Raw genomic sequence first — 23,032 nt, 5'->3', positions numbered from 1 at the left:
GCTAGAAGCGTGATCTGCAGCAGAGATCCAAAGGGGGCTGCAGAAACTGCAGCCCCCTTTGAACCAATGTTAAGGACGAGGTTCTACTCTACAACGAATTCCAATGCTCCGACCTTCCAATACTGCCACCTAATGCCGCCGCCTTCAGGATAGTCAAAGCCTCCCCACATGATCTCAGACATGACCAACTCGCCCCAGTCATTGACATCTCCATCGGTAACAAAGACGTCAAAGCCAATCACGGTACCTTCTTCGATCCATAGTTCAGGTAGCTGAACTATGGGTAACTTCACTTCCGTACGGTAGCCGTCGTCGGTTCTAACCGCGGCAATTTCTGCATCGGCTACTGCGGTCCAATGGGTGTTACACATGATGGTAACTAGGCCTTCTTCTTCGTCACCACCGAAGGGGTGGAAATAAACCCAGTAATCATCGTCTTGCCATTCATCACTGCCAGGGTTATCCTTACCGTATGCTTCAAGGGTGCTGTCATTTAGGGCATCGAAGCACAGGTTTACGCGATCCTGGGCCCAATAGTCACTAAGATCAAATGTGCCTAGTACGGAATCATCCAAAGCATCAACGGCTATATACAAATACTCATAGTCCCATCCCACATATAGTTTGAGCGTAAGGTCTGCGGCTGATTCTAGGTCCCCTTTCATCACATTGGACCCGGGTTCAATAACAACCGCTGGCTTGGCCAAGTTCCACTCGGACAGATCCCCATCGATAGTGGGCGCCTGCTCAAAGAAATATCCGATGGCTTTGTTCGGATTCTTCTCAGCCATAGCTGGGACTACAGAAAGTACTAAGAGTAAAATGCAAGATGCAAATAGACAGATTCTATTTCTCATTTTGAATTGCCCCTTTCAGGTGAATTATAGTAACAATGCTATGTGGTAGTTCCAGGTCCTCCTTTCGCTCCCCTATTGGAGTTGGTGATGGAGGCTAATAAAGCTGAATGTTAGTCTCCCTGTTCTGTGTTTCCACACAGATCTATTTACTATTGAAATGGCGACCAGGGATTTTCCTTGAGTACCATTTCAACTTGCTCGGTGGCAATCTCCAACGTCGGCCCAAGGGCCTTTCCGTCATAAATGGCGGATCGCACTGCCGTATCAATGATATCCGAGATGCGGTCCGAGTCGGGATGTTCAATTACGTGTACTTTCATGAAGGGTACTTCCAGTAGGAAGCCTTCTTCTATGGGGTCGGCGTAGGCAAACTCTTGGGCGACCGCGATGTTTGCAGATACCGCAAGGCCGCTCTCTGCCCTTTTCTCCTGGGCGAAAGGTCCGGTGAGAAACTTAATTGCTTCCCATGCTTCCTCGGGATTTTTTGTGTTAACAGTCATGGCAAAACCTGATTCGGCCATTAGGTTTGCCCGTTCATCCCGTACAGGATAGCCCACCACTCGAATCTCTTCAGGTTTGAAGGCCCGGAGCCGGCGAAGGCTTTGCAACCACCAATGTCCAGAACCCCACAGGGCGCATCGGCCGCTAAGGAGTGGTTCCACACCTAATACGCCGATATCACGCCAGGCAATGGCCACGCCGCGATCGTTTCTAAGTCCGATATATTCTGCAAATGCTTCGATCGTTTCCATGGAGTTGAGGTAGCCATCAGCTTTTAGCTGGCCGTCCTCCCATGCGAGGACTTCGCCACCTAAGGACCAGATCCAGTTAACCCAGCGATAGATCCAGTCATCGAAATACACGGCGCGCCGTTCTCTGCGAGGTTCGTCACTGGTAAGTTTGGGTGCTTTCTCCATAAACTCATCCCATGTCCAGCCCGGTTGGGGTTCGGTGATTCCCGAAAGATCAAACGCCCGTCTGTTGTAATACAGTACCTGGGGAGTAAAGTCTTTAGGGAGAGCATAGAACTTATCCCCGATGCGACCAGCATCAACTACGTTTGGGAAGAACTGCTCGAGGAAATCGCTGTCCTCTTCTGCTAGATAGGGTGTTAGGTCGATTAATACACCTTTTTCCATCCAGAAGGGAACGGAAATGGAGTCTAGCAGCATGATGTCCGGGCCTACTCCACCTGCAGTCTCGACAAGAATCTTATCGTCGTATCCAGCATAGGACTCAACAGTTAGCTCGATGTCCGGATACAACTGATTGAACTCCTCAACAATCTCCTGTTCGACTTCCAGTTCGTTTTCTCCACCCCAAATGACAGCCTTGATCTGTACTTTCTCCGCAAAGGCTGATCCGGTAACTAAACCGAGCATTAAGCATACCAGATAAAGCGTAAGTGCGGATTTTCGATAGTTCATTTGCGTGACCTCCATTTGCTGAACATACTTTCCTGATTCCAAACCATTCGTTCTTTTAACTAATCTGACCGAATCCCCCCTCGTATTAGCAAAGGTACTGGTCCCTCCTAAGGGTACAGCCCATTAGGTTGTACCAATTATATTTACATTCACTAGTCGCTGTTTATACCAATAACTGACTACTGAACCTCGGTGGTTAACTCCTCTAAGGATACGTAGGCAGTACCTTCCTTTTGAGAATAGACTTTCATCATGCAGGTCCCTGTCTTTGTTGGTATCCAAGTTGCGATATAGCGGCCGGGGGATTGCTGCTCAAAGGAAATCCTGCCCTCGGATGTTTCTGCCCACACCTCAAAATCATCGGTAGCCAGTTTACCCTGGGAGAGAAGCATGACTTGGATTTGGGCTGGTGTGCCCACTTTTGCCTTTAGAGGACGAATTCTCATCGTCCACGACACCTTAGCCTCCAATAAGAGGGGACGCTGATCATAACCATGCATACTTTCGACTTCTAGCATGATTTCCATGGAAGTTGGTTCCACAATCGCACTACTTGGGATCACTACGAGAAAGTCATTGGAGCTGAGACTTTCTACCTGCAATGGTTCATAATCCAAAGTAGCATTCAGTTGGGCTTGGTCGTCTATGCCGCTGGCTTTTAACTCGTTCGTGGCCAAGGGAAGGTGCTCAGCGGTTACCGACACGGGGATTTTACAAATAGGTTCCTGATCTAGGATCCACTCCACACGGATTGGTGCATCGATTACCGCCCGTTTCTGTCGGTTAATGGTCAGTTCGGAACGGAGGTTTTGTCCCTTTGTCAGTTGGGCGTCAATGGTGAGAGTACCTTGAACCCCTGGTTGTACCCAGCCAGCATAAATACCGTTCTCATAGAGAACCAAGGAACCATCGGTATGGGTATACCGTTGGTATGCCAGTGTGTGATCATCTAAGCTAACGGAGGCAGAAGTGACTGGGTTTCCCAGGTGATCCCGCAATACCACTGGCACGTAGACTAGGTCCCCCTCTGGGACCCACATGTTTCTATACAAGGGCTCTAGATATACATCATCTGTCACCCGGTTAAGGTCATTGATTGTCTTGCGGTAACCCCATTGGAGTGCTCTCCATTCATCAAAGGTCATCCGTTCTACCATACGCCGGTAAAACACCATTTGATCTTGCCATGCGAAGGAGTACTGTCTGAGCTTCTCCTTTTCCGCTAGAGCCATCATTTCCTCGTCGGTATGTCGGGGTAAAAATGCCCCTGGCCTTTCGCTTAGAAGCTCGGACATGAGTCCCGCCATGTGATCAGCGTGCCAAAACCGTTCCATGCCTGAGTTTCCAAAAAGTCCATCAAAGTTGTGCAGTGTCTCATGGATGCCCACTCTACTGATGACTTCGTAACTACCGTCAAAGACTCCCTGGGAGTTGTATGCGCCCCGGACATAGGATCCTAGGAAGGGGCCCTCGGCGGCTCCTCCGTATGCTTTTGCGGCACCGAACTCATTTTGGGCGCTCCACGCCCAGAAAGCGATAATTAAGGGGTACTTGGACAGGTCAATCCCGCTTTGTCGCAAAAAGGGAGTGGCGCTATTGGCAAATAAGTGGTAACGATTGTCCCCGGGGGAGCCAAATTCTGAAAGAGCCAGGCGGCGGTCAATTTGCAGATAGTCAAGTTCTAGTTCTAGGTGCTCACCGGCTTCTTGAATAAAGAACTCCTTGATAGCAGCCACCTGTCCGTGGAAGGCTTGGATGTCTTTTTCGTTAGCTGTTTTTACATCACTCTGGGTGAAAAGGACAATGAGTGTGGGGATTACCACCACTTCATGGTCTTCTTTAGAGGCTACGCTCGTTGGTATGGAAGCGCAAGCTGCAGGTATGCATACTGCGGTAGCGATCAGAGTAACCATAAGGTAAAGAATAAACAGGCACCGCTTTGGGATAAGTACGGTATTGCGCAAGAATGATCATCTCCTTCTTTAGATGATTCATGTGCAGGTACACCCTTCTAACCTCCTGTAGTGATGTATGGGCGTACGTGCAAGGTTCCAAACCAGTTTGTTCTTGCTATATCCCTCCCCGCTGATAGGTCTACCTTACAATTAGAGGGTACGATCAATGGTCTACATTGTTGAAATTCGACATTGGTTCAAAATTTCCTTTAGTAAACCAAGGGAAATTTAACCTTTGTGTTTAAATGAGGGGTGATGAAGGGCCTTTACGGACGGATATTGTTTTGACAAACGCTCTAAAGTACGGTCTGTTATAGGTTTGGTCGAAGAGAACAAGGTGCAGATTTTTCCATACCAAAGTATTCTATCATCCATCGTTCCGACGAAACTATTGTGTTATTTTTTCTTCTAACCTATAATAACATTGCAGATAGAGGTCGGAATGGTCTACATAGCATCCTTTTTGGAGGAGAGTATATGATTAGATATGAACTGCTACTGTTTATGCTGTCTTTAGTTGTACTTTGCTTTCCCGCCGCCATTTGTGTTGCTCAACCACAACGGATTATTGTTCAGGCCGAGAAGCCCTCATTGCAGGTGGGCTCCCGAGGAAGGGATTTCAAGTCTGCGGCCTTAACAGGGGAGGTTTTGGGTCAGGAGTTTGGTGGTGAGATTGGTCATTTTACCGAATACACCTTTGTTGCTAAGCAAGACTATTCATCTCCCCTCCTTGGAGTCAGATACGCCCGGGCCTTTGCCGATGGGGGATTTTTCCAAGCAACCTTAGATGGGCAAGATGTAGGTCTTATACCCTACACCTACACTGGGGGCTGGGGCGAAGCACCCTCCCATTTTGACACATCGTACATAGCTTTGCCACCTCTAGCGGCTGGGGAGCATAGGATCCGCCTAACCGTAACCGATGCCGTACCAGACCAAACCGTGGTCCCCGGGGTGGATGTCTCTCCCTCCCCTATTCTGGATTTGGTGGGTAACCGCTCTGACAAAAACAGTGTGGGCAACGGAAAGAATGTGGCCTTGTTTACTGGTAAATCTTCCAAGGTCTTCTATGCCACTTACGAAATGGGAGAAATCTTTAGCGCCGCTAACGGTGGAACAATCAGCTGGTGGCCAGATCATGTACTGGTCAGTCCGGAAGTGGTGGGTGTGCATTCTAGCGCGCGGCCTAACGTAAACATTGACGTGCTAGAGATCTTTGAGGATCCCGACAGGGAACACCTAACAAAGGTAAGCGAGGTGCGTCAGGTTTGTGTTACCGAGGATGATGTGATCGTATCTGTGATTCATCTGCATAATCCTGGGCAAAAAGTGGAGGAGTATGAGTTAGTGATCACCGGAGATCTGCGCCAAGCCCATGACTGGCGGGAACAACCGGGGGGTAGGAAGCTTACTGAAAACATCGATGGAGTGGTGGTTTTGACCGATGTCAGTGCCTTCGGGGAGATCCTCCACGATGGCCTGTCCTTGGCGGTGGGAAGTACAGTCAAGCCAGAGACGATCCACACCCATTCCGCGGGAACCTACCAAGTGGTCTTTAGAATTCCCTTAGAACCAGGTGAGACGAAAACCCTGAAAGCTGCCTGCGCGATCCATCCAAACCGGGCCCAGGCCCTTGCGAATCTAAAGAGAACCCTAAAAGAGGAAGACCCCATTGCCGAGAACCGGAAAAGCTGGGAGGAGTTCTATCAAGAGGATATTCCTCGATTTACCTCGTCGGATCCGGGCTTGGATGAGCTTTATGCCTTTCGCTGGTTCTTGCTTCGTTTTTCCACAGCTGGTGGCGATCTCGGCTTTTTTAAGTATCCTGTAGTCATGGAAGGACGAGAAGCTTATCAAACCTATTGCTGCTATAGTGCTCCCTTTATGGCCTTTGATATGAACTGGGTCGTGGATCCTTTAGTTGGATTCGGCCATATTGCCAATATGTGCCTAGCCGCCTATGAAGACGGACGTTTTCCCTGGTATACATCCCCCCGTACGAATCATGTGCCCTTGCACCATCAGTCAAAAACGGGTCTGTCCCTACTGCCCTTCGTTGCCTGGAAGCATTACCTTGTTCATGGCGATTTAGGGTTGATCCAGGAGATCTATCCGGCCCTGGCGGAGAATGTAAGGTGGTGGATCAAAGATCGGGATCCCGATGGTAACGGGCTGTTTGTGATTACCCATCAGTTGGAGACGGGTATGGATGATCTATTCCGCTGGCAGGATCCCCTCTTACGCTATGAAGCGATCGATGCAACCAGCTATGCCTACGCCAACCTAAAGGCGGTTTCCTCTTTGGCCCAGGCTTTGGGTAACGAAGAAGAAGCCGCATATTTCGTCCAATATGCCCAAAGGACGGCCCAGGCCCTAAACTCCCTGCTTTGGGATGAGGATTCCAGCTGTTACCGAGATCGCCACCCTTCTACGAAACAGTTGGCAAGCCAAGTGACAATCACCACTTTCTATCCTTTCTTTGCGGGGATAGGTCAGAACAAGGAGTTTGGTGTGTTTACGGAACACTTGCTCAACCCAAAACGCTTTTGGCTTGCCTATCCGGTACCGGCCCTTTCTAAACAGGACCCGGACTTTAATCCCACCGGTTTTTGGCAGGGTCCGGCGTGGCCTGCGGCCACTAGTCACGTTCTAGAGGCCTTTGCCACTTCCGCGAAGGACTTCGATCGTTCTTATCTACCCCAAGCTGCCCTGTTGCTCAGACGAGCCGTGAACAATCATCTTCGGCCCCGGGCTGACTTCTATGAACGGTACAACCCATTAACCGGAGCTCCTTTGAGCACATTTCGGGATTACATGCATTCCTGGTGGGTGGATTTGTACATTCGCCATGTTGCCGGGTTTATGATCGAGGACGATGGTACCGTGCGCATTGATCCCCTGCCCTTAGGCCTTGAGTACTTTTCCATGTCCAATATCCCCTATCGGGGGAAGCGGATCGATATTACATGGCAGGAACCTGGTGTCCAAGGTGATCTAGAGCCGGGGTTGACGGTTTATGTGGATGGGCAGATCGAGGGGCAATTTCCCGAGTTCTATCCGGGAGATAATCCCATCTTACTTGAGTTCTGAGGTCACAGAATCCCCTAAGCTGCTGGTTACGGTCCGGGGCTTAGGGGAAATTGAAAGCGGATACTTCATCGGGAAGGTACGTGAGGACCACCTAGATTTGGACCCGAGGTGTGGATGCACTTGCTGGTTTATCTGTGCACATAGGATAAGGCCGGGCTGATTGAGGCCCGGCCTTTAGCTTATCTTACTAGAGGAAACTCTGTCACGCGCAGATTAGTACACCCATAGGGAATCAAGATAACCTCCTCCGTTGGTTCGGTGGAGGATGTAGGGCTTGCGGGAATTGGACCAGCACAACTGTTGACTAGGCCCCATTGGGGTACGATTTTCCCCTTTACCTTCAATTGGATCGGTGCACCTTCTGGTGAAAAGGGCATGGGACCAACTGGCTTAAGCATGACTTGGATACTGCTTTGGGGATCGTCTAGGTCAATCTCTAATCCATAGTTCCACGGTGTTGTGGGATGGATCTCATAGTCACCATAGGGGTCGGTTCCGTCAATTAGGACCCATTCCTCTCCCATCTTTAGCGAGTAGACCAAAGGCCCGCGATGGATGGATACAGAGCCATTGAACCCACGCCTGATAGTAATTTCCATCGGGAACTGTAGTTTTACTTCATCGCCTTGGTCCCAAGTGCGCTCAATGACAAAGAACTGTCCCGATTCTACAGTCTGCTCTGTTCCATCTGGGAGGGTAACCGATGCGTTCTTCGCCCACGTAGGAATGCGGAGATGTAGGGGAAACCTCACCTTCTCTTCCGTCTGTATTTCCAATGTCACAGTCTCCCTGAAAGGATATTCTGTGCTCTCGATAATGGAGACCGTTTTTCCATTTATCTGTGTGGTGACCTTGGAGGGTGCATAGACGATTTTAGCCAATCCCCCATCGGGTGTGCCCATCCAGGCGTGGGCTGCCAGTTTTGGCCAGCCTTGGTGCATGTTCGCGGTGCAGCAACCGAAGTTTGGCTCAAGTCCGAAGATATTTGCCTCACTACCATTGGTCCAACCGCGGTCAGCGATGCTACAGATTACTTGGTTGGCCTGTTGATCATATTGATGGGTCCACATATCTGGGCTAAAGGTAGCCGGCAGGGCATTATATGCGATTTGTTCCAATCGATCGGCTAGGGCTACATCGGCAAAGATGGTCATGAGCATCTCTAATGAGAACATGTATTCCACTACGGCGCACAGCTCGGTTCCCCGGGAAGGATCCTTGCCCCCAAAGTGTTCATCTCCAGTAAAGATGCCCGTTGCTTGCCCGTGATACTTATCTAGATTTGTTAAGGCACGGCAAACTGCCTCTCGATCCGAATCCTGCTTAGACTGCCTAAACCAGATACCCCCGGTCTTTAGCCCCATGGCATTATTGACTACGTGGGTTTCCATTTTTAACTTGTCAACAGGTTGTGGGCGTTGGTAGATGAAATGAGTAAAATGGTTTTGCCAATTGAAGCCCTGTTTCTGCAGTTTTTTGCTAAGTTCCAATAGCCATCCTTCTTCGGTTACGTCGAATAACCACTGGACGCATAAGGCCATATCAGCCCAGCGGAACATGGCCCAAGACCGAAGAGGATGCGCATCAAGGTGCTGATTCAGATACCGGCAGAAATTGAGCATTACCTCTAGTACCCGTTCTTCTTTGGTGGCCTCATAGTACTGGACAAACACCTTGAAAACAACGAAAATAGGCCATGGATCCCGGGGATAGTCCCGATGGGGATCTCCCTCTACAGGTCCGATCCAACCTTCTTCGTCTTGATAGTTTAGGAAAGCCTCGAGCCATTTACTTACATTATTTTTAAGATTTTCATCATCGAGTAGATAAGCGAGGGGTAACAGTCCATCAACGTAGTAAGGACCCCGCTCCCAACCATCCCGACTGCCTCCCAACCACATGTTGTCCGGGCCAAGGTCCTCCCAGACTTCCTCGATACTCCCACTTAGACCCCGGCTTTGGATTTCCAGTTGTTCTTTCAACCAACCACGGGGTCTGACTTGACCCAACGGCAAGGGTAGATACTTCAGTGGAAAGAGTTGTTCGGTCACTCCACTTCCTCCTCCAACTTAGTCACATTTTTCGAGCTTCATTTCTGATATTTATGTTGTTATATGGTTATATTTCTGCTGGCGCGGGCAAAATCCTTCTTTTGCACCACGTTTTTTTGTATCAATCCAGATATTGTTGAGGAATAGTAACGCTACAAGGTCCAATGACCGACAACTAGGCTAGAGACCGGGTTTTCGGCAGCGCATATGCAGGAAATATGGCATGATTTGGGCATCTTGCACCGCCGGGCATTGAGACACGCTTTCATCGGTCGGTCTTGGCTCCTCTACACGTTCGATAACAAAGCCGGAGACGACTACCGTATTTATCCATTGGCTTAGAGTGCGATGGAACACAGGTACACGAAAGGGACGTCTTGTCCTTTTTACTTCCTCCGGTGCCGCGCTAAAGATCCACTCCTCCACCTGGCCTGTTCCATACTCAAAGTATCTGCCCAATTCCAGGGCATACGTCAGGTCCGTTGCATCCCTTAGGTTACGACGATGGGGTGTTGTAGTACAAGGATGGGTGATGGAAAACTGGAGAAAGCCACCGGGTTTTAGTACACGGTATGCCTCTTGAAACACAAGCTCGGTATCGGGTATGTCCATCAAGCTCATGAAGGCGGTGGCAAAATCAAAGGTGCCCGTGGCAAAGGGCAGGTCAGTTGCACTGGCCACCTGATAGGTAATCCCCAAAGGCTCCTGATCCTCCACATCGTGGGCGTACTTGATGAAACGGGGTGAGATATCAATTGCCGTCATTACAGCTTGCCTTTTTGCGAGCAGACGGGTATTATGCCCCTCCCCACATCCTAGATCAATACCTTTAAGGTTGGAAATATCACCCAGCATGACCAAAAAGGCTGGAGTATTCAAGTAGTCGCGATACACATCGTACCCAGCCCGGGATAGTTCCGTCCAGGTTGGGGCATTCTCATCCCAATAGGCTCCCACTTGTTGAGGGTCCATCTGATCTTTATCCATCGGTTTTCCTCCGTCTTTGAGATTGTAGGGATGTTATTCGACAAAAGGTCCTGGTTTCCTGTAGATGTGGACATGAGAACAGGGAGCACGTTGTGTGCTCCCTGTGTTGTACTAGATCACTTCCAGATCGTCTCTGGAAGGAAGCTTCGGAAAGCTAGCATGGGGTTCTGTTTGGTACCAGAAGGCCGTTGTGGCCACATCGTACTGCAGCGGAAGGTAACGGCCGTTTTGCCTCCAACCGAGGGCTTGGATGGTTACCCTTAGGTCCTCTTCAAAGCGGATGGGATCCTTCACGTGCCAGCGGTACATGCCAAAACGTTGTTGACTGCGGTATAGTCCATCGGGCTTGATTACCTGGCAAAGGCCCAGATAGGGTGTGGAGTAAGTGCAGTACTGTCCTCTGGGGAACTCCCAGTTCCACGCGCCACCGAAGTAGTCTTCGGTACCGGTGCCACAAATGGTCGGAAAGTCCTTATCTCCGTCGAGGAAGAACTTGATTTCCCCCTCACCCCACCAGCCATTGTTGGTCACACCAACGGCCATATACGTACCAACATAGTGACCTTGACCCCTTACGCCATCGAGAATGGTATGATCCTGTTTGTAAGATAGAGGATTATTTCGACGCCATTGGGCGTGGAAATACGCTGCATCATCGGGGACTGGTGCCAAACAATAGTTTATCTGATAGTACAATACCACAGGGTCCGGTCCAAGATTTTCAATGCTAATCCGCGCGGATTTTCTGAAGGGCATCTCCCAATAACTGTTCATTCCACCGTTGGGATTAGCGGCTACGGGTATGGAGCCCACCAATGCTAGTTCACACCATCCGTTGCAGAAAAAGTCCCCATAGGGTACTTCCACCGATGGTTCCGCCTCACCATCCCAGTAGAAGCGTAACACTAGATTACGCCATGCACTACTGTGGCAGGTCATCCAAATCTGTTGAATTGCTCCCGGTCCTTCAATTTCCGCCAACGTGAAGGTGCTCCTGCCCTCGATACTGATCGACGGAGAGACCTTCCATCCTTGACCTAGTTCCCGAGCGCAATGGGCTCCGGTACCTTCTAAGGCCATCCCACCTTTGCCCTTTTCGCCGGTAAAGTTTTCGGGGCTGATGGAGCGTGTCTTGGCAGGTGCTAAGCGAAACAGATTATGTAGGTCTGTTCCTAGTCCATTGAAGCTGCTCATGGCATATCCGACTCCTTTTTAAGATGTGTTTGATGGAAAAAGCGTGTGGGCTTTATTGTACCCCTTTGATCAGAATGATTCAAAAGCTCGTTACAATCCATTAGTACAATACTTGGTATTTCCCTACTGAAAACAATATTCGCTGCCCAGACCTGTTTTCCTGCTATTGGCAGCATAATTTGGGGGCTATGTCCGGGCCATCATTCTTTAAGCTCCGCCTTCAAGGTGCACTCTTTCTCCATTTTGTGCAATATGAAGTCCTTACGCATTCGGAATACTTAGGATGTACTTGGCGACTTCTCCTCCGGACGGAAGCTCGAGGCTTCTCGGTTCATTTAGTCGCGAAGATCCCTCGTTTCGTTTGGGAGTCTTGATGGCTTCCTCGATCGACAAACCCCAGTCAAGACAATTGTGCCCCTACGAATTACTTGGTAATTAGTATGTTTAACAAGTAGCCGCTGAGAGCTCTCAAGGTCTACCGCGTAAGAGCCGTCTTACGGCAACCAGCCGACGTTTGCTTGTCACCTTCGAAAATAACAATATGCCTCATCGGTACAGGTATTGGGCAATGAGGCTGTATTTAAAGATGACCATAATAGTCCATTGCTTTAGAGGGTCAAGCGATTAGATCAGTTTGTCGGTTGCGTATTTACCATAATAGGATAACAGGTTGTCCCCTTTGTCTACAAGCCAACGAATAATGGAATTCATCCGGTTGGACAGCAGTAGGTGGGCCCAGAGACAGACCAAAACGGAGGTTATGGTCGGGGGCACAACTAGTGAGTAGTGTAGGAGGGAATAGACAATACCAACGACAACGAATGTGATGAAACATGGCCTACGCGAACCGGAAATTAGAAGCTCCAAGCGTGCTAATCCCGTTCTCTGGCTCGAATCGCCCCGCCGTAGGCGTGTTTAATGTATTGACTCGGTGAAGTACCTACGTGTTGACGAAAGACCCGTGAGAAGTATGAAGGATCGCTATAACCGACGAATTCAGCGATCTCAGCAATGGTTTGTCCTTCCCTTAACTCCAGAAGTAATACTTGGGCTTCTTCAATCCGTAGGTAGTTAACATATTCGACGATGGTCATATCCATAGCTTGGCGAAAGGTTCGGCAAGCATACTCATAGCTTAAGTGAACTCCCTCACTAATATCCGCTGCGGAAAGTTTTTTTCGGTAGTTTTGCTCGATAAAACGACGAATACGATGCACAACTTCGGCGTTCTTCGGAGATGCAACATGGATCGTTTCTCGGGTATGGGCGAAGGCTTCATGTTTTCGTGCTAAGTCGATCAATATCTCAGTAAATATCGTTGTCATTCGTAGACGGTAATACTGTTCTCGGCCGTTTGCTTCCAGTATGAGTAGCTTGAAAAGGTGATGCGGTATCTTCGACTTGGTCCGTCCGTGTGCTGGTAAAACGATGGCTTCATTGTCCATCTGGTAGTATACTTCGCTGCCGATGGGTTGTATATCCGCGGAAAACTGGGCAAAGTAGAAGCCACCGGAGCTTGGGGTATTGCCGCAAGAGCTGTGTACCTCATTGGGATAGAGGAACAAAAAGTGTCCTTCATGTAGAAGTAGGCACTGACTACCCCGTTGAAAGTGTAAATTATCGCCTTGGACCAACATTAGCTGCCAATGGGGGTTACTATGATTGTTAATACGCCAGTATTGTGATTGATCTTCTACATAACCGGTTGACTTGACGACTGACTTCCTTGTCATTTCCATCCTAGTCACCTCGAAGGATGTCATACGTATTATTTTCGTCATGGTCTATCAAAGACCTTCTTCACTGCCACAGGTGCGGTTGTGCCACGCAGAAGCTCCTTGCGGATAGGTGGGTTCTGTTTTCGAAAAGGCAAGTACCTATCCCACAAAAGACAATCATAAGTGCAACCCCTTTCAAAGATAGCAGATTATCTCCCCGGCCAAAGACATCGATCAGAGACAGTCAAACGGGAAAACAATCTCCGAAGCTGGCTGGGCTTAGTTGCCTTTTTTCCACCCTTTCTTACGATGGGGTGAGGGTATGCCCAATTTCTGATAAGGTTGGTACATGCTTCTATGGTCGGTTTTGGACAAGTATTCTTCTTGTAAGCATAGATAAGATTTCTACATCCAGATAAAACCAATCTCGGCGTGACCTCCTAAATTCGGACATTATGCTACAATGGCTGTCCTTCTTAAAGAATTACTCATGAATGCTTGGTGAAAATATCGAGGGCTTTGGTAGTTTAGGCTACCATGTCTACGTCGTTCATTGCAGTAGTTCATATACTTGCAGGCATCCAAGAAGGTTTGAAACTCGTTTTGGCGGTAGCATTCATTTTCCAAGATTGCGTGGAAAGACTCAATATGGGCGTTTATAGTCCTTACAGTGGGCGTTTTACACTCATGGAGGAGTCCCCGTATTTGTAATGCCGGTTCTAGCACACCTACGGCTTCTTCCCAAATGGTAGCAAATCACATCCCGGTCGAACACGTCAATTACGGATAATTGGAAGAAGAGCAATCTTCGCCTGTTATATATCCGTATCTTAAATCCATTTGCCAGAGCTGATTAGGCGCTTCCATAGTCACCTTCTTGGCCACCTTTTTGGTTTTCTGCCCTTTACTCTACGTCGGCTACATAAGAACGAAAGACCTTTTACTAAGGTAGGCCCTTCGTTCCTGCACTAAACCCCTATGGGGTTATCCATCTATTGATCGCATCAGCTGCGCGTTTCATCCCCGTTTCTACCGGTTGTTCACCATTCATGATGGCCACCACTTCATTGCCAAGATCCTGGGTCCATTGGAACCAGTTCGGCGTAAACTGCAAGTCGTAAAGATGAAACCCTGTCACTTCAATTACTTCTCTTAGCCGATGGGGCCTCATATCAGGATTGGTAAAGTCATAGGAAAGGGCAGCACTCCAAAGAGGCGGTAGCATCTGCCGATTGCGCGCCATGATCCGTTGCCCCTCGGGACCGACAAAATACTGCATTAAACGCCAAGCTGCTTCAGTTTGTTTGGTGGATGAGGTATACTAAAACCACAGAAGTTGGTGGTCGATGCACGCTGTTTACCCATAGGAAGCGGAGCCACGTCCCACTCGAAGGAAGTACTGTCAAACAGGTTAATCCACACCGGAAGAAGCCCCGTTAGCATCGCGACCCGAGCGGAAGTAAATGATTCGAGGGCATCTCCTCCAAACGGGGGCACAGTTGAATTGTCCTCGAGAACCATTCCCTGAAGAAAACGCAAAGCCTCACATACTGCGGGGCTTTCTACGGTTGCCTTAGTTTTCTCTTTGTTAAGTAGTCGTCCACCCGCCTGTAAAATGAAATTCTGATAGCCCATTTGTCCATCCCCGAAGAACATGGTATGAAGACCCCACTGCATTATCGTTTCATTTTCACGTACTGTTAATCGTTTTGCAGCTTGCCGTAGATCTTCCCAGGTCCAGTCAGCAGACGGATACGTTAGTCCGGCCACATCAAACATATCGACGTTATAGTAAAGGGCTGTCATGTCACCGCCTTCAGGTAAGCCAAAGTAGTTGCCATCTACTTTGAAGATACCTGATACATCGAAGTATTCATCTGTATCTATTGGAAACTGATCTCGTTCGATAAGCGGCTGGACATTGTAGAGTGCTCCATCCCGGGCAAACTGCTCTAAGTAGGCACCGCTCATCCGAATCACATCAGGCGCACTGCCGCCGAGCATCTGAATTTGCACTTTGTCCCAGTATTCCCCCCAACCTGAGTACTCAAATTCCACTTCAATATCTGGGTTATCCGCTTCAAACTGTTCGATTATTCTTTGATAAGTCTTCACTTCTTGATCCATGCCCCACATGGCAAAGCGTACTGTGGTCTTGGCGTGGATGGGCAAAGTAAACACTACGAACACTAGAGAGACAGTCAGAAACAATTTATACAACCGGGAATGGCTCGGTCTTACCATCAGCTTGTTCATTAATTATCTCCTCCGTCTCCAATTCTGGTTTTTCCTGTTCCAGCTTACTAGGTTTCCCGATTTAGTGCAGAACGAGGCTGCTTGCCTACCGAAAAACTGGCCGCCAAAAATGGATAGCTACAAATCAGCCTCCTTTGCCGGCAAGAAGAAACCACGTCATGGCGGGGCAACCCTTTTCCAAAATGCGAATATTAGAACTAAGGCCCTATTTAAGCCACTAACCACATATTAGGGTCTTTCGAATATTGTATTATCTTTGTTCATCGTACGCGATAGATACCCCATCACCGTCTTACCACACATCCACAGATAACGTCATACCTGGTCCCAAATATCGTTGAGTCTCGACAACAAGTGTTCATTGCCCTCTCGTAATCCAGGTTACTTAATCGTATAGGGACACCCTGTTCCGCAAAGGGTGGTATTCATGGGATCAGGTTGTCGTGTAAGTAGATATTAACATTTGTCTAGTAGTTTGAAAATGGACGGTTTTGACGAGTTCCTGGATAATTTTGACGTGCCAGAGATTAGGACGATCATAAAGCGATAGCGTACGAACATCCCTCCGACCAACATCATGTAGGCGCTGAAGTCTTAACGAAGCTGGTTTATCTACCTGCTACAAGAGCGACGCTTCAAACAGAACATATTACGGATGCCTAAGGGGGCAGTTGCTGTGTTCTTTCCAAGGGATGCTCACCGTCCCGGCTGTATGTGGGATGAAACCGAGACGGTGAGAAAGACTGTGGTCAAAATTAAGGTAGATTAGATTCTGTGGGCAGCTGACTAGCTGCCCGATTCCACGAAATAGAAGCCCTTTTCCATTTGCTCCCCGGTCATGATCTCTTTACCGTAGGCAGTGCGTAGCTGTAGACTATACACTACGGGAAAGTGCTGAAGGATGCCTTCCTCTTTGTGGGCAGTAAGGCACAACAGCTGGATACGATTAGCCCGAGCCACCTGGAACATTGTATCCAGGATGTGGGCGGAGGAGGCTACGCCAAAGGGATTATCCGCAAGTAGAACTTTCCACGAGTTAAGTAATCCTTCCGATTGTTGTCTAATATGGGTGAGCATAATCATAAACATGGTGATATACACGCTGTACTCTTCCCCGCCGGACCAACGGCTCACATCATCCCAGCGGAAGTAATCCGGTCGTTCCATCCGGGCGATGGACTCTTTCCGGGGTTTGTAGACGGTGACTTGGCACGTTTCAATGGGGGCAACTACGTTGATGAGGTTCCGGGTGGAAAGCATATCCTCCATCCGCTTGTTGATCTCATCATCATCAAGACCTTGTTCCTTCCATGCTTGCAGGTCAATGAGGAGTTTCTGCAGGTATTCTTCTATCGCGTGCAGGGCTTCGTCCTCACTTTGCATCGACCATTCGATACGGATCACCTGAATCTGTCGGTCGTAGAGGGTGACCCGGGAATTCTTGGGTAGTTGCATGATGCTTTCATAGACTGTCCCGGCCCGGCGTAGGCACAGTTGCACCAGCTGGTTGAAGTTGGTCTTACACTGTTTTAGTGTGGCTTCAGCCTGCTGTTGGTAGAAGTCCATGGCTTCAAAGATCCTTAGGAACTGGGTTTCCACGAAGTCATAATCAAAGATGCGTCCCTCATCCATAATCGCTTGTACATCCCGCAGAAATTGGTTGACTTTAGGATTCCTGGTTTCCTGGAGACGGCGATGGTAGTCAAGAAATTGTCTTTCCACGTTCATCCGCTGGCGCAGAATGCAACGGGAGGCCTCCTCTTGTTCTTTCAGCGCGCTAAGCGCCGCTTGTCGTGGTATAGGACCGTACTGGCGCCAGTCCACGGTTTCGTGTTGGGGCAATTGGTGATCCATAGCCTCAACTCTCTCTTCGATGAGCTCTATGGCAGTGCTCAGTTCAACTTGCCATTCCCTGCGGGCGGTTACTTCCTGTTGTATGTTGCTAATTCCCTGTTGCACCTGGGTCACGCTTTGGAGTAGATAATCGTACTCCACCTTGTGGTTTTCGAGGCTGAACCCGGTGTAGGGTTCCCGCTGGAACTTCTTTTCTACTTCTTCACTGAGGAATTGCCCAAACTGCTCCTTAGCGGCCAGATCTGCCCCAAGATTGGCACACACCCGCTCTTGGGATGTATATTGTTCCTGGGCCTTGGTAGTAACATTAGAAGCCTCGGCCAGTTCGCTTACACGAACAGGCCGCAGATGCAGCCGAAGCCATTCCTGGCTAATGCCGCTTGCTTCGATGCTAGCCTGGGCCTGGTTGCAGGCTTCGGTGGCTTTGGAAAGTAGGCTCTCTAGATCCTGGCGCTCTGCATGTTTATGGGCGAGCTGTTCTGTAATGGCTTCCAAAGCGGCCTTAGCTTTCGAATACCCATCAGAGCATTCGATGGGTGTTACTGCATCGAGTCGTAATGTGGTGTATTCCTTCCGGTGATCGGCCAGCCGGCCTTCAAGACCATTAAGAAGCCCTTTGCTTTTTACTTGCTTTTCCAGCAGGTTGTCTTGTTTCTTCTTTGTCTCGGCAAGTTCCCTATTTAGCACGCTAATCTTGGCGGTGAGTCTTTGCTCTTCTTCGCTTACGGTGGCATATTTGCCGTGCCACTCTAGGTAATCTTCAAGCTGCCGCAGAGTACGTTCAAGTTGTTTTTGTTCCTCTGCCAGTTCTGTTAAGTGATGTTCAATCCGGCGTCTTTGCTCTGCGTGATCCTTGCGTTGCCGACCTACATTGACTACGGCCATCTGGATGGATTCACATTGCTGCTTAAGTGATATTACTTCCTCTTCCCAAAGGGATAGCTGCTTGGGGGTATAGGTATCAAAGAAGTTTTCTGTTTGCTGCTTTAGGTAAGCCAGTTCTCCTACGGCATCTTTTAGCCCTTGGCTATCCAACTGCATTTTTTGAATCTGGCAATGCAATTGTTCCTTTAACTCCTTAAAGGATACCTTTGACGTATAGGCGGATAGAGTATCCGGTAGAAAGATGTATAAGCCGTTAGGTCCGAAGGAGACCAAGTCCGGGGCTGTATCCGCAGGATTAGGACCGGGCATTTGCTTGACCAAAAAGAGTAAAGGATAGTCACAGGAAAGGTCCTTCATTTGCCCGAGAGCTCTTCTTACTCCGGCTATTTGGTTGGCCTCGATGATGAGCCCGAAGGGAGTGAGGGGTTGCTGCTTTAGATACAGAATACGTTCCTCTTCACTGGAAAAGTATTCACTGAGCCATTGGCTCCCCAAGACAACGGGTAGACCCAAGTTGTCAAGCCGTTGCTTAATGGTCCGCAACTCCCGGTGGGGAACATAATAATCTTGGTCTTCGATGGTGGCCCAGGTTTCCTCCAGATTCGCTAGCTTTGCCCGGGCATCGATCCATTGGTTCTGGGCCCTTTGCCACAGATTATCCACTCGGAGGAGTAGTTCCTCTCTTTCGCCCAAGGGTTCTTCGGTATAGATCCTAGCCGCCGCAAGTAAGCCACAGAGTCGGTCCCTATGCTTGTTGTAGGTGGTTAGGTCTTGACTTCTTTTCTCCAAGTCCGCTTTTAGCAGTTGTAGCTGGCCTTCGAGTGCAATGGTTCTTTGCACCAGTTGTTCATCTTGCTCAAGCAGACTGTCCTTTTCGCCTTGTAGGGCTTCCCGTTTTTGTTGCCCTTGCGTAAGCTCAGCTTCTAATTGGACTTGGGTCTCAGTGGGCATAAGTAGATTCAGACCGGGGATTTGGTTTACTGCCTGGGTTTGCTTGACTTTGTATTGGGCCAGCCAACCCCTAAGTTCCCCTGCCCGACTGATGCTTTCTTGCAACAGTGTGTTCTGTCCTTGGGCGGTGTCTTGCATTTCGTTGAGGAGTTCACCTATTTGTGCTAGTGCCCCTTGGGCCGCTTCGATCTGACTGTTTAGCTGTTTTACCTCTTCCTCCCAGGCGAAACGGAGTTTTCCCCGGGATAGGTTAATCGCCTGCCGTAGCTCTGGCTCCCCTTGTTCCATAAGTTCAAGTCGCATGGTGTAGTGCTGGCGTTCCTTGCTTGCTTCTTGTAAATGATGGTATTGCTCTAGGGTTTGGAGTTGTCTTTCAAAGATCTGGGTCTTTTCCAGTTGCTCCCCCAAGAGACTGAGCTGCTCTTGGGCTTGGTCCTTCTGCTGTCTTACCTGTTGGCATAGGAGCCTTTGTTCGTGTACCCGGTAACTGTCTTGCTTCCATTCTAGGTCAGCAAGGGTTGCCCGTTGGCTTTCCATATCTTGTATCAAGGCTTCAATCTGTTGCTGTGTTTGGGCCCTGTCTAGTAGAAAGGTCTTGGCTAAGCTAATTAGCTCATCGGTTCTAGTCTGATACTCTACCTCTGTTTGGTGCAGCCTTTGCACTTCCTTAACCATCACTTCCGCTTGCTCTTTGATTACGCCAAAGTCCTTGATATTCTGCTTAATCAAGGGAATTTGCAGGAGCATATTCTGGTGTTCGAAAAAGGCCAAGAACAACTCCCGTTTGCGGTCTTCGCTTTGAAAAATCACCTGTTCAATGCTGGGGATGAGCAGTTGATCCAGCAGTTGGGGTGTAGTTTTACTACGTTCGAAGAAGCGGCTGACACCCCCTTCGGTGCTATTGGTAGTGCGGATATTCTCCCATTCCTCTGCATAGATCTGATACATCCGTAAACGTTGTTGATAGGCCTTCCGTTGCCTAAAAAGTTGTACCCCTGTGTCACTGCGCGCCTCCAACCAGTCCCAAAGACGTTGGTACTGGATGGGGGTGACGGTACCGAAGGCTTCATCGATGATCGTAAAGGGTAGTTCCTCTATGGTTAATTGATCTGGCTCTTCATCAGTGAATAGGGAGACATTAGCCGGTCCTTTGACTTCGTAGTCGAAGAGGTAGTTAAAGTAGCGGATGGGCTCATCGGTGCTAAGTCCATTGGTAAAGCAAAATCCGGTACAGAGAAACTGATCCGATCTTCCGGCGCTATCTAGGAGCCATTCCACGGCGACATGGCCCGTAAAGCGCTGGGATTGAAGTAGATCGGCAATTCGTCGGGTTCCCAGGCGTTCATTGGGCAGAATGGTTTGCAGGATTAGTTGCACTAGTAGGGTTTTGCCACCGCCATTGCCTAGAAGGAAAACTGTATCCTTGTTATTGGGACGGAAAGTAAGATCCCCGATGTGCTTCTTCCCGTGGTCATAGACAATGTTAGCAAGACGAATACGGTTAATGCGTGGCATGTTGTTCACTCCCTAGGCGCTGGGTAAATGCACCATCTGTGGCCAAAAGAGCCAAAAGTTCATCCTTCCGTTGGCTATGAAAATAGTAGCGAACCACCAAGTGTTCCATTTTGGGTAAAAGCCGTACTTCATGCTCTTGCAGGATCTGCACAAGGTCTTCCTCTTCCAAGAAGGCCAGGACGCGCAGCAGGAAGCTAATCCGATTGTTTCTTGCACTGCGCAGGTTCTTCACCGTATCATCAAAGGGCGGTAAATCCAGCCAGATCTCCGCCGAGTTAGCTAGATTAAGCTGCAGATCAGCACTTACCTCCTCCACCTGCTCTGGCGGAGTTTCTTGGATTCTGCGCATATGGCCGGTGATGGTCTCCTCTAGTTCTTCTAATGGCACAAATTGCCGCGAGGCTAAGGTCTGGTCATCGCTGTTATAGAATTTTGCCAGAAGACAAAGAATGGTGAAATACGCTAAGTATAACTCCTGGTTGGTACGTAGTTTCATTTTTTCCCGCAACTCTTCATTTGTGTAACCAAAGGTCCGGTTATCCAGACCTGGGGAGAGATAAAGGTGATCCCCTAGGGCGAAGATCTTCACATCGGCCTCAGCTTCAATGACCTCTTCGAGGATTTGCCTTACTTCGCTACGTTGGTAGGCGTAGAAAAGCTCTCGTTCATCGATGATTTGACCATTTTCCAGCAGCCTTAAAAAGATTCGAAAGGCCAGCTGGACATCTTCCTTAGCCCACTCCATTGTTACCATGCCTCCTGATTAGAAAATCAGACATTACATACCCTTGGGGTAGAGTGATTACTCTATCTGTGGCAATGACCTCAAAGGCGCCGATCCCATGGATACCCGGGTTGGAAGCAGCAAGTTTCACCAAGACCTGTGGCAGGTCGTCAAGGACCAAAAGGTCCACCTCGTTTCGGGTATACAAAGGTACCACCCCAAGCTGATGAAGCTGGACCAAACAGGTGTAAAAATCCATATGACCGGTGATCTCTCGATGTTTTTCGTAGTCTTCCACAGCTAGTTCGTTGAGGATATTGCTCACTAGTACCTCCGGGTGATGGATAAGGGGGCGCAGAAGCAGTAGCAAAAAACTCTCTAGGCGGCTTAGCCGCTCTAACTGCAATGCTCTTTCCTTGGCCTCCTCTTCCCGCAAGCGGCGTGCATCTAGTTCTAGAACTTCCTGGGTGGTAAGCTCTTCCTCTTCATCCCGTTGTAGATACTGGGGCATCAGCGCCCGGCCGGGATGAAAGAAGCTGTTGATCCTGATGGGAAGGATGGGGTCAATGATTCCTTTGAGCACATTAATGGATGCATTCTGTCCCACCGCCGGTTGTAGAAACTCCGTGTCAAAGTTGACCTTTGTGGTAAAGGAAGTCAGGATCATGGCTTCGATGGACTGGAGCATGAGTTGATGTACTCGCAATTTCTCCTTAAATAGCGATTCGTGTTCGTAGATTATATCCAAAAGTCGCCTGCGGACTGTCATCATCGATTGGACACCACGCTCTTCCCTTTCGCTAAGACCTCCCTGTTGGTATTGCTCCATGGTGTGATCAATTAGCTCTGTAAGCTCTTTAAAGACCTCTTGTTCCCTTTGTAACTGCTCATTGATCCGCTGGATCTGTTTTTCCAGTTCATGCTCCCGGGCTACTTGCAGAACATCCTGGATAATGCGCTCCTCTAGTTGTCTAATCCTCTCTTTTTCCGTGCGGACAGCTAGGGCTAGTTCCTCCACAGTACGGAGGGCACCATCAAAAACCCCCTTTTGAATTTGCTGCCTCAGGTACAATTGCGTGATTGAAATCTGGAGTTCATTGTACATTTCCTTGGTCTTAAATAATAGCTCTAAGCCCGCGGTGGATAGCTTCAGCAGGACGGTCTTCTCTTCCACTTGGTAATCGGCCAGTTCCACAAGGTGGAACTTATAGGTCTCGCTTTTACCGGTCCCAAAATCCGGATACTCATACTGATGGGGACGGCCTTGGTTCATGAGCCCTTCTTTGACGAGAAAGTAGGTTAAATCCAAAGCTTCCCTGTGGGATAGCTCCCTATGGTAGTAGCGGTGAATCAGTTCCTGGAGAAGCCGGGCAATGTTGTCATAGGTACTTTGCTTATCTGTCCTAAGCATGTCCTCCAGGACAAAAAGCATTACTGCTAAACCCAGAGCCGGCAGGGAATACTCCTGGTATGAAGTCTTTTGAGATAGCTGCAACAATGGTCCAAAGACCGCGATATTCTGCATTCGCTCGGAAAAACCGGCAAACATCTCCTCCCAATATTTCATG

13 protein-coding genes and 1 pseudogene are annotated in these 23,032 nt (G+C 48.9%); 1 reads left to right on the top strand and 13 read right to left on the bottom strand.

Translation table 11 applies throughout. From position 1 onward, the window contains the following. Positions 1-83: 83 nt before the first annotated feature. The 3 genes from M0Q40_06090 to M0Q40_06080 form a co-directional block, all read right to left on the bottom strand. A complete protein-coding gene (locus M0Q40_06090; GenBank protein ID MCK9222180.1) occupies positions 84-857 on the bottom strand; it encodes a hypothetical protein in 774 nt (257 codons plus the stop codon). Positions 858-1,006: 149 nt separating this feature from the next. Further along, positions 1,007-2,284 carry an extracellular solute-binding protein gene (locus tag M0Q40_06085; protein MCK9222179.1) on the bottom strand — a complete coding sequence of 426 codons (1,278 nt, stop codon included), beginning with the start codon at positions 2,282-2,284 and terminating at the stop codon, positions 1,007-1,009. Between the two features lie 179 nt (positions 2,285-2,463). Further along, entirely contained in the window at positions 2,464-4,248 is a 1,785-nt protein-coding gene (locus M0Q40_06080; protein MCK9222178.1) for a hypothetical protein, read from the bottom strand. Positions 4,249-4,716: 468 nt separating this feature from the next. On the opposite strand from M0Q40_06080, the gene M0Q40_06075 reads away from it, so the two are divergent. After that, the gene (locus M0Q40_06075; GenBank protein ID MCK9222177.1) at positions 4,717-7,329 is read left to right on the top strand and encodes a hypothetical protein; all 2,613 of its coding nucleotides are present in this window, start codon (positions 4,717-4,719) and stop codon (positions 7,327-7,329) included. Positions 7,330-7,508: 179 nt separating this feature from the next. On the opposite strand, the gene M0Q40_06070 is transcribed toward M0Q40_06075, so the two are convergent. From M0Q40_06070 to M0Q40_06025, 10 genes and pseudogenes are all read right to left on the bottom strand, one after another. Then, complete coding sequence (locus M0Q40_06070; GenBank protein MCK9222176.1) at positions 7,509-9,380, bottom strand: glycoside hydrolase family 127 protein; 1,872 nt, start codon at positions 9,378-9,380, stop codon at positions 7,509-7,511. Between the two features lie 180 nt (positions 9,381-9,560). Further along, positions 9,561-10,352, bottom strand: coding sequence for a methyltransferase domain-containing protein (locus tag M0Q40_06065; protein ID MCK9222175.1), 792 nt, complete (start codon positions 10,350-10,352; stop codon positions 9,561-9,563). 126 nt (positions 10,353-10,478) lie between these two features. After that, positions 10,479-11,561: a DUF2961 domain-containing protein gene (locus M0Q40_06060; GenBank protein MCK9222174.1), complete on the bottom strand. Its 1,083-nt coding sequence runs from the start codon at positions 11,559-11,561 to the stop codon at positions 10,479-10,481. Between the two features lie 872 nt (positions 11,562-12,433). Then, the gene (locus tag M0Q40_06055) at positions 12,434-13,300 is read right to left on the bottom strand and encodes an AraC family transcriptional regulator (protein ID MCK9222173.1); all 867 of its coding nucleotides are present in this window, start codon (positions 13,298-13,300) and stop codon (positions 12,434-12,436) included. Positions 13,301-13,804: 504 nt separating this feature from the next. Continuing rightward, positions 13,805-14,176: pseudogene (locus M0Q40_06050) on the bottom strand (IS3 family transposase). Between the two features lie 79 nt (positions 14,177-14,255). Further along, entirely contained in the window at positions 14,256-14,558 is a 303-nt protein-coding gene (locus M0Q40_06045; GenBank protein ID MCK9222172.1) for a hypothetical protein, read from the bottom strand. Next, complete coding sequence (locus M0Q40_06040; GenBank protein MCK9222171.1) at positions 14,558-15,535, bottom strand: sugar ABC transporter substrate-binding protein; 978 nt, start codon at positions 15,533-15,535, stop codon at positions 14,558-14,560. Before M0Q40_06040 ends, M0Q40_06045 begins: the two co-directional genes overlap by 1 nt. A 786-nt stretch (positions 15,536-16,321) precedes the next feature. Further along, positions 16,322-20,740, bottom strand: coding sequence for a hypothetical protein (locus M0Q40_06035; protein ID MCK9222170.1), 4,419 nt, complete (start codon positions 20,738-20,740; stop codon positions 16,322-16,324). Continuing rightward, entirely contained in the window at positions 20,727-21,485 is a 759-nt protein-coding gene (locus tag M0Q40_06030; GenBank protein ID MCK9222169.1) for a DUF6063 family protein, read from the bottom strand. Before M0Q40_06030 ends, M0Q40_06035 begins: the two co-directional genes overlap by 14 nt. Beyond that, positions 21,472-23,031, bottom strand: a complete 1,560-nt coding sequence (locus M0Q40_06025; GenBank protein ID MCK9222168.1) for a hypothetical protein — start codon at positions 23,029-23,031, stop codon at positions 21,472-21,474. The genes M0Q40_06030 and M0Q40_06025 overlap by 14 nt, the downstream gene beginning before the upstream one ends. Between the last annotated feature and the right edge of the window lies 1 nt (position 23,032).

The organism is Limnochordia bacterium (genome assembly GCA_023230925.1).
Classification (GTDB): Bacteria; Bacillota; Limnochordia; order DUMW01; family DUMW01; genus JALNWK01.
The sequence above is the reverse complement of the archived record's forward strand: the minus strand, read 5'-3'. Positions and strand labels throughout refer to the sequence as shown.